This window comes from Paenibacillus sp. 598K, from assembly GCF_003851045.1.
GTDB lineage: Bacteria > Bacillota > Bacilli > Paenibacillales > Paenibacillaceae > Paenibacillus_D.
The window spans coordinates 21,626-30,080 of record NZ_BFBX01000131.1 but is presented as its reverse complement, the minus strand read 5'-3'; the positions used below and the strand labels follow the sequence as shown (position 1 = coordinate 30,080).

The window sequence follows — 8,455 nt, the reverse complement described above, 5'->3', positions numbered from 1 at the left end:
TCGGCGTCCCCGCCGCGCGCTGCCGGGTCGCAATGTCTCGCAGCTCCACTATGCGCGCGCGGCGGGGACGCCGATCGGCGACGCCGGGGAACAGCTCCGCGCCCCGCTCGCGCATCCCCGTCTCCGAGGCGTAACCGTTATCGAGCGGCTGCACCATGCGCCCCTTATATTCCTCCGTGTCCTGTCGCTCGCGTACCCATCCGCCACGCACATCAGGCAACCCGCGCCGTACATCGACAACGTAGGTCGGATCGGTATACGGTCCACTGGCATCGTAGACGCGCAGCGGCTCGTTGGGCGTCTCCGTCTCGCCCTGCAGCGTCGGTCCGAGCTCGATCTCGCGGCATGGCACACGCATATCGCTTCTGGAACCCTCCACGTATCGTTTGCGGCTGCCTGGCAGCGGCTGGCCAAAGGGACTTGTCGTTTCCGTTGTCGTATTCGTTGTCTTCATCGTTATGCTTCCTCCCGTGTATTCGTTATTGGCAGTCATCCTCCGGGGGGAACGCAATCCAGGAAGCCTCGCATCGACGAAGCGGCCCAAGAACATAAAAAGCCGCTCCGGCGAAGGAGCGGCAAATAAGAACTCGAGGGAATGGACAGGAGCTAGGCACTTCCGCCAGTTGTCCTTATCCGACCGTGCCGGGCGTCCATCCTGCATGCGACGGGCGCGCCTGTCCTCCTGGCCATGCGCAGCGCATAGCTTCCGAAGACGGCCGGTTGGGTGCGATGTCTGTCTGCAGCCGCAAACGACATCGGATTCGAGGGCCTATTCCCACTTTCCTACGCTGGCATAACCCAGATCAGGTTCAAAGGGATCAAGACTTGCTCGTCTCGTCTCAGCCCATACTCGGGCACCCCTAGTGGATTCTTGCTATGACTATACTAAGAGAATTGTCGACCTGTCAATGTTTTCTTGTCCTCTAGCCGCTGATAACCGATCTTTTTGAACACGCAATTATACGTAGCCGTTCTCCCGCAGCAGCTCCAGCCAGCGATCAGCCGACCGTTCCCAAGTGAACATCTGCTCCACCCGCTCGCGAGCCCGCTGCCCCATAAAACACCGCAGCTCCTCGTTGTGCAGCAGCCAGCTGATCCGCTCCCGGAGTCCCGCCTGCGGTTGCTCGGGATCGACGAGGAAGCCGGTCGTGCCGTCCTCGATTACCTCGCGCATCCCTCCAGCTCGCGTGCCGACGACCGGCAGTCCGCAAGCCATCGCTTCGACGTTGACCAGTCCGAAGGCCTCGCGGCTGTCGGAAGGGACGACGGCCAGATCGGCCGCTACAAACCAGCTCGGTACCGCCGAATACGGGACATACGGCACAAACTTCACATGCCCTGGCAACCGGTTGCCGAGACGATGCAGTTGGCGCGTGTAGGCTGTCATCCGGTGCGAGCCATAGAAGGCGCTGCCGACGACGACCAGCAGCAGATCGGGGTGCTCTCTGGCCAGCTCGGGCAAAATTTGCAGCAGATGGTGCACGCCCTTGCGCGGGATGAGCCGTCCCATAAACAGCAACACCTTCCGGCCATGCCAGCCGCGCGCTGTCCGCAGTTGATCCCGCTGCTGAGCGCCTTGCACGCTGTATTGCGACAAGAAACGCTCGCTCTCGACACCCAGGTGGACGACGCTCAGCTTGCCTGCCGCCTCTGGCACCAGACTCGCCACCACCTCGCGCAAGTACTCGCTGTTGACGATGATCCGCTCGGTCTGGCGGAAGCTCTCGCGCAGCGAGGCCGGGCTGATCCGCGTCGGCGAGAGGAACGTCGACGAGTGCAGGTTGAGCCAGATCCGCGCTTGCGGCCGCTGCTTGCGCAACCGCAGCACATAGAGCGGTCGATTCTCCACCACCGTGAGCTGCGGGGCAAACAGACGCAGCGCCCGCCCAACCGACCGAACATAATTCAGCTTGTTGGCTGCCGGATAGCGGCAGCAGACGACGCCTCGGTACGTGCCGCGCCGCAACAGATGACGGGCCGTACGTCCATAGATGCGCGGCTCGACATGGGGGGCGAGCAGCGGCACGATATTTTCGACCACCCGTTCCACAGAGCTACTGCCGGGCGACGGCAAGGGAAAGGAGCCCGGCGTGACAAACGCGACTCGGTTCGGTGACATAAGGTGTGACCGCCCCTTTCATAGATTAATAACGTAAGCAAGCACCTCTACCTTAAGGTACACAAACGGCGTCCCCGCTGGAACGGCATCCTCCTATACGCTTGGCCTAACTTGCCGTTTTTGGGGTCCTTTGGGTCTACTATTGATTTGTCCCCGTCAATATGGCACACTAGGGCGATAGAGTGGCAGATTATGAGGCGGAAAGGACGTGCCCCTTACATGAAGAGATGGCTGATGCGATCCATGACAGAGCTGAGCTCGCGCAAATCGATCTCCCGTCTGACCGGCAGACTGGCACAGTCTTCGATCAGCCGGCGATTCATCCCGACGTTCGCTCGCATGTACAGCATCCAGGTTCAGGAAGCGGAAAAGCCGATCGGCGAGTACAGCACGCTGAACGAGTTTTTTACCCGCCGGCTGAGACCCGGCGCCCGCGCCATCGATGAAGCCCCGGACTCGCTCGTCAGTCCGGTTGATGCGCTGATCACCGGAGCCGGAGTCATCCAGGCGGGGACGATCTTCAATATCAAGGGACAGGACTACACGATCGACGAATTGCTCAACCGCTCGCCGCGGACCGCAAGCTACGTCGGAGGTTTTTGTCTTGTCCTGTATTTGAGTCCGACCGACTATCATCGCATCCATGCCCCGGTCGGCGGCGCGATCGTCGAGCGTGAGCATGTGCCCGGCAAAGTATATCCGGTCAATGAATTTGGCCTTCGTCATATGAAACGCGTGCTCAGCCGCAACGAACGGCTGATCACCTATATCCGCCATGCCGGCGGCGAGGTAGCCGTCGTCAAGGTCGGCGCGATGAACGTCAGCAGCATCAAATACGTCGATCCCCACGCCAAGGCAACGACCAAAGGCGAGGAGCTCGCCTACTTTGAATTCGGCTCAACCGTCGTCCTGCTGACGGAGGACAATAGCTTCACCCTGCGCGGCGATCTGATGGTCGGCAAGAAGGTGCGGATGGGCGAGGCGCTGGGAACGTTGCGAACATGAGGATACGCCCCTCTTAGACGAATTTCTATTTTTTTAAAAAAGGACCTTAACCTCCACATTAATTGGGAGGTTAAGGTCCTTTTATTCAGCCTGCGCCCTTATCACTTTCCGTTATTCACTCGCCCATTCATTCACTTCTTGTGTAATCTTGGCCCCTCCGATCTGATTCCACTGATCGACGAAGGTATCAAAAGCATCCAGCGGCTCTTGACCCAAAATGATTTTTGTAAACATTTCATGCTCCAGTTGATTCAAGGTAGCCTGTCTTTCGGACATGGTTGTTGTAGGTGCGCCGAAGAACTGGGTAGGCATTTCGCGGTTCTGGTTAATATATTCCTTTTCAATGGTGGCAAAGGAACCGTTCTCCCCGAAAATTTTGGTTAATCCCCATCCCGTGTTGTCACCATTGTTGTACTTCACGATACTTTCATAGTAAATTTGTTCCTCGGGGTTCAAAGCGGAAGCATTGCCGGCTTTGATTGCATCCATCACATGATGGTGCGCCGTGATGTTTTTCATCGGGTCCTCTCCAGGGAAGATCGCTGCGTATTTCCATACCTCTACCGGTTGTCCGTCAATCGTGCGATTGAACAACTCGGGATCCGAACCGTCTTCATACTTTTTCTCCAGAATAATGTTTTGCAGCTTAATCGCAGCTTCAGGATGTGCGTAGCCTTTCTTAACAACGTAATAAGAATTGGTAGCGAATCCTACCTGCGCCTTTGCTGGAGAATCATCGGCCGAAAGAATGCCAAATTGCTTCCACTCCGCGTTCGGCTGATTGTTTTTCAAATCTTGCAACGGCCAGTTGGACGTCCATTGCGGACCGTACAGAATGCCGATTTTTCCAGCAGCTACCGATTCCGCTACCTTCCCGCCGTCCTTTACGCCAAACTCCTTGTCTAGCAGACCCTTCGCGTACAGATCAGCCAGAGCGGCCAGCGCTTCTTTTACTTCAGGTTGGATACTGCCATACACTAGCTCGCCTTGCTCATTTTTAATCCAGTTTTGCGGATAGGCGTGATAGCCATTAAAGAAACCTTCCAGACCGAATGGACTGCCAATTGAAATGACATCTTTGGATACCGCAACTCCATACGTATCATTGGCCTGATTTCCATCCGGATCCCGCTCTACAAATGCCTTGGCCACTTCCATCAACTGCTCGATATTTTCCGGCTCCGGCAAAGCGAGCGCTTCAAGCCAATCCGTGCGTATCCAGAGCAGCGGCACGGAGTTATACGGGCTGTTGGTTTCTGGAATCGCATACAACCGTTCGTTCACGGTTGCCGATTTTAACGCGTATCCGCCGTCGCTCGACATCTGCGCTTTCGTCCGATCGCTGGCGAATGTTTCATAGACGTCTGTAAGGTCTTCGATCATATCCGCCTCGACCAGATTCTTCAATTGCGAAGCGTCCACCCGCATCAGATCGGGGATATCTCCGCTGGCAATGGCCGCATTGATTTTTGCCGTACCGCTGTCGTTCCCGTTGACTACCCATGTATTGGTCACATCAATGTTTAATTCATCTTTATAGATGTCGTACCAGAAGTTTTGGTCAATCGATTTGCCTTCTTCAAATTTCCAGCTGGAGTCGTAAATAATTCTTCCTGTCGTCAGCTTAATGGGCGCATCATATTTCGTTAGAGGACCATTCTCTGCTGTCGCGGCACCGCTCTCTCCCTCCGCAGGCGCAGCAGGCGGCTGGTTAACCTCGTTGTTTGAGTTGGAGCAGGCACCGAGGATCAGCGTGGTGCATAATACGGCAGCCAGTGATGCGCCGGCCCTTTTTTTCATCTTGTCGAGCATTGTGTATTCCCCTTTCGGATAAGTATCAATCAACGGAGCTAGAGCTCTTATCCTTATCTTATCGTGCCTGCTGCTTAGGGACTATGCGACTGTGTTGTCAAGATGATACTCTGTTGCTTTCTTTAAACTGTTGCGGCGTCAACCCGGTGTGCTTTTTGAAAAATCGCGAAAAATAGGGCGTATTTTCAAATCCCAGCTCTAATGCGATTTCATATATTTTCTTTGTCCCTTCAGCCAAATATTCCTTTGCTTTCGACATTTTCAAAGCGGTGATTCTCTCGGAGAGATGACTTCCCCTTTCCGCATAATACAATCGCGATAAATAATAAGGACTTAGATAAACTTGCTTGGCCAGGTTTGTCAACGAGAGATCGCCATTTAGATTGCCTATAATATAAGCATCCACCTTCTCGGACAGCAAAAATTTCTGATCGTTCCCTCTTTGCTCCACCACATCGATAATCAAGGGGAACAATTCCTGGCAGTACCTCTCCCACGCTTCTAAATTATCCACTTGGCTATAATTGACCAAGACATCCATACTGACCCGTTTCTCCAATTCGTCATAGACATTTTTACCGTTCACATACTCCAGAATGGATAAGGAGAGCTCGCAAAAAACCTCCAGTTGCAGCCCGTAGTCCACAAAAACGGATTCCGCAAACTTTTGAAACAAAAGGCTTGTCTCTCTTTTTACGCCCGCCGTATCCATCGTCTCCAGGTGCATGATGATTTTTCGAACGGACTGTTTCATATCGGCTACCGTGACATGGGATTTCGTAGCCTCCATGGGGTTATTTTCGTCTGCGATAATAATTTCCTGTTCCATCCCGATTCCCTTTTTCAGTAAGCTCACGAGAGATTCATATTGATCTCCCAAGCTCGTCCATTCCGTGAGCTGAGGAGCCAGGACAAACGACACCTTCAACTGGAGCAAATCTAATATCGTCTGTTGCAGAACGGTTAAGGTCTCGCTCAGCAGGACAAACATCTTCCGTTCGCTCGTGTCAGGGGAAGAAGACTGCAAAAGCCAAATGAGATGTTTTCTGTAGGAGCTGGGCAGGACCTGGATCGAGGAGGCCAAATATTCCTCCAATATGTTATGGATCGCATATTCCATCAACAATTTATCTTTTACCGAATACCGCTCGGGCCAAAAATCGATTCTCGCAATCATCAGCATGACCGGCCGTTCGCATGACATGTCTACGTTCAAGCTGCCAAGCTGTTCTCCCATCTGCGTCAGGGCATTCGACTCTCGGCTGAGGATGGATGCTACGATTTCGCGGATTAATAAGGGCTTCGCCTGCTGCAATTGCCTTTCTGCGTTTTTTCGCAACGTTTCCAGGTTAGAAGAAGCTTTGATTTGCGTAATAACCTCATCGATCTTCTCTAACAACACTTCATCCTCCACCGGCTTCAGCAGATACTCCGCTACTTGATGCTGCAACGCAAAATGAAGGTATTCGTAATCCGAATATCCGGTTAGGAAGATCACTTTGCAGTTGCGCCAATGCTTCTGGACGAGGGTGACCAGATCCAGGCCGTTCATGCCGGGCATCTGTATATCCGTTACCAATAGGTCAATACGGTTATTTTCGAAAACCGTGATCGCCTGCTTGACCGAAAGCGCCTTCCAGACTCTCGTATCGGGCTCGCTACGTTCCTCCAGCAGTTGGCCCACCCCGTAGGCAATATGAGGCTCATCGTCGACAACCAAAATATGAAGCATGCTAATTCTCCTCCCGCTGGATATCTATTCTCGCTAACAATCCGCCCGATTCGTCGGTCGAAAGCGTCAGCCCGCTTGAATCCCCGAGGATGAGTCGGATTCTGCGATGCACATTCCACATCCCATCGCCCTCTCTCGTATCGATATCCATTTTTAGCTGTGAATTCCAGGCTTCCATTCCCTCGCCGCTCATCCCCGTACCGTTATCCGAAACTTTGATCGTTAAGCTTTCCTTATCCCCTACCACCTCTATCTTAATCCAGCCATCCTCATACGTATCTCGATGCCCATGCTGGTATGCGTTCTCGATCAGCGGCTGGATGATCAGCCGAGGCACATGCCAGCCGTCCAATTGCCCCTCCATCTGGAAGTAACAGTGGATTCGCTCGCCAAAACGGATCTGTTGAATCGCGGCATAGGTTTTTGCATGCTCGACCTCCTGATGCAAGGAAATCACATCGCCAGAGGTTCTTGTTAAAAATTTAAAGTAATCCCCCAGATGCTTGGACATCGCCGTCACCCCCTCGTAATTTTCTTCTTGCGACATTCGATAGAGCACATACAGGCTGTTGTACAAGAAGTGAGGATTGATTTGCGATTGCAGATGCTTTAATTCCATCCGTTGATTACGGATGGTCTTTTCATAATTTTGTTCAATCAAGTGGTCGATCCGCTGCAACATATAATTAAATTGATAGAACATATAAGAAAACTCGTCGCTCTCATCATGATTGACGACAACGGGCAGATTTCCATCCTGTACTCTTCTGAACATGCGCAATAAGCGCGCCATCGGTCGATGAACCAGACGATAGATAAAGTAGGAGAAAATGACCACGGAGATCGTTGCCGCAGCGCCTAATATCCAGTGCCATTTATTGAGATCCGTTACCGGTGTCCAGATCGTTTTTTCATCAAAAAGGGTGACCAGGCTCCAGTTGAGAAAAGCGGATTTTTGACGATGTACAATATAATTTCCAAACTTAAACCCACCGCTGTCTGCAGCCGCAATCGCCGCAAGCGATTGTTTGTTCAGTTCGATGTCCTGATTGGTATCGAACAAAATGCTACCGGTCTCGTCAATCAGCAAGGTTGTACTGACCGCTACCGCATGATTGTCCAATAAAGCCAAGTCCCTGTGTAATTGATCCAGATCGAATTCTACCGTCATGAGGATGTACGGCCGTTTTACGCTCGGGTAAGCAAGGGGTAAAAGAATGCTTTTCCCTTTGGGCAAGAAAAGCAAACCTTGACTCATTTTTTCAATGGTATTGTCAAAATCCTCTTGATCAAGCGGAATCAATCGCTCGCGCGAGGACAAGGTTTTGTCTATTGTCGCCATCATGATCGAGGTCGATTTCACATATTTGCTCGATGAGTTAACCAATTGAAGCTTGGTATGCAATTGATTGACTGTAGTCGTCCACTCGTATCGGCTGAATAGGCTGCTTCTGAAATTCAAAGACTGCAAGTCGTTGTCGTTAATAAATGACTTCTGAATGGAATGTATTCTTTCGATTTCCGCCTCCAGCGTATTCATCATGTATTCGGTTTTCTGTTGAATCGAATCGGAGATTTGCGATTTGACCAGCGTTACGCTTCTGTCGTTGATGACAGCACTCAGAACAAAGGTTGGAATCAGAACGATAGCCAGAGAAAGCAGTATTTTTGTATAGGTTCGCTTGAATGAAATCAGGTGCAAAACAATCCCTCCCAAGTACGAAAGACAAAAAGACACCGCAAGTGGGCGTCCCATTTCCTGTAAATTCTACTGCAACATCTGACCT

5 protein-coding genes, 1 pseudogene and 1 riboswitch are annotated in these 8,455 nt (G+C 52.1%); of the genes and pseudogenes, 1 reads left to right on the top strand and 5 read right to left on the bottom strand.

The window, feature by feature from the left end; translation table 11 throughout:
- Together PA598K_RS30165 and PA598K_RS30160 are read right to left on the bottom strand one after the other, a co-directional pair.
- Positions 1 to 454 (bottom strand): annotated as a pseudogene (locus PA598K_RS30165) (hypothetical protein); the annotation flags it as partial.
- 309 nt (positions 455 to 763) lie between these two features.
- A riboswitch (TPP riboswitch) is annotated at positions 764 to 872 on the bottom strand.
- 86 nt (positions 873 to 958) lie between these two features.
- Entirely contained in the window at positions 959 to 2,119 is a 1,161-nt protein-coding gene (locus tag PA598K_RS30160; RefSeq protein ID WP_128660500.1) for a glycosyltransferase family 4 protein, read from the bottom strand.
- A 219-nt stretch (positions 2,120 to 2,338) separates the two neighbouring features.
- Between PA598K_RS30160 and asd the strand changes: the two genes are divergently transcribed.
- Positions 2,339 to 3,124 carry an archaetidylserine decarboxylase gene (gene asd / locus PA598K_RS30155; RefSeq protein WP_128660499.1) on the top strand — a complete coding sequence of 262 codons (786 nt, stop codon included), beginning with the start codon at positions 2,339 to 2,341 and terminating at the stop codon, positions 3,122 to 3,124.
- 111 nt (positions 3,125 to 3,235) lie between these two features.
- On the opposite strand, the gene PA598K_RS30150 is transcribed toward asd, so the two are convergent.
- The 3 genes from PA598K_RS30150 to PA598K_RS30140 all read right to left on the bottom strand — a co-directional run bounded on the left by PA598K_RS30150 (position 3,236) and on the right by PA598K_RS30140 (position 8,370).
- The gene (locus tag PA598K_RS30150; RefSeq protein WP_128660498.1) at positions 3,236 to 4,936 is read right to left on the bottom strand and encodes an extracellular solute-binding protein; all 1,701 of its coding nucleotides are present in this window, start codon (positions 4,934 to 4,936) and stop codon (positions 3,236 to 3,238) included.
- Between the two features lie 97 nt (positions 4,937 to 5,033).
- Positions 5,034 to 6,668 carry a response regulator gene (locus tag PA598K_RS30145; protein ID WP_128660497.1) on the bottom strand — a complete coding sequence of 545 codons (1,635 nt, stop codon included), beginning with the start codon at positions 6,666 to 6,668 and terminating at the stop codon, positions 5,034 to 5,036.
- Position 6,669: 1 nt separating this feature from the next.
- On the bottom strand, positions 6,670 to 8,370 hold the full coding sequence (locus PA598K_RS30140) for a sensor histidine kinase (protein ID WP_185602312.1): 1,701 nt from the start codon (positions 8,368 to 8,370) through the stop codon (positions 6,670 to 6,672).
- Positions 8,371 to 8,455 lie beyond the last annotated feature (85 nt).

What these genes read in the sequence shown, in the direction of transcription:
- PA598K_RS30150 (WP_128660498.1), bottom strand. Translation starts at nt 4,936, where the DNA reads ATGCTCGACAAGATGAAAAAAAGGGCCGGCGCATCACTGGCTGCCGTA.
- asd (WP_128660499.1), top strand. Translation starts at nt 2,339, where the DNA reads ATGAAGAGATGGCTGATGCGATCCATGACAGAGCTGAGCTCGCGCAAA.
- PA598K_RS30160 (WP_128660500.1), bottom strand. Translation starts at nt 2,119, where the DNA reads ATGTCACCGAACCGAGTCGCGTTTGTCACGCCGGGCTCCTTTCCCTTG.
- PA598K_RS30145 (WP_128660497.1), bottom strand. Translation starts at nt 6,668, where the DNA reads ATGCTTCATATTTTGGTTGTCGACGATGAGCCTCATATTGCCTACGGG.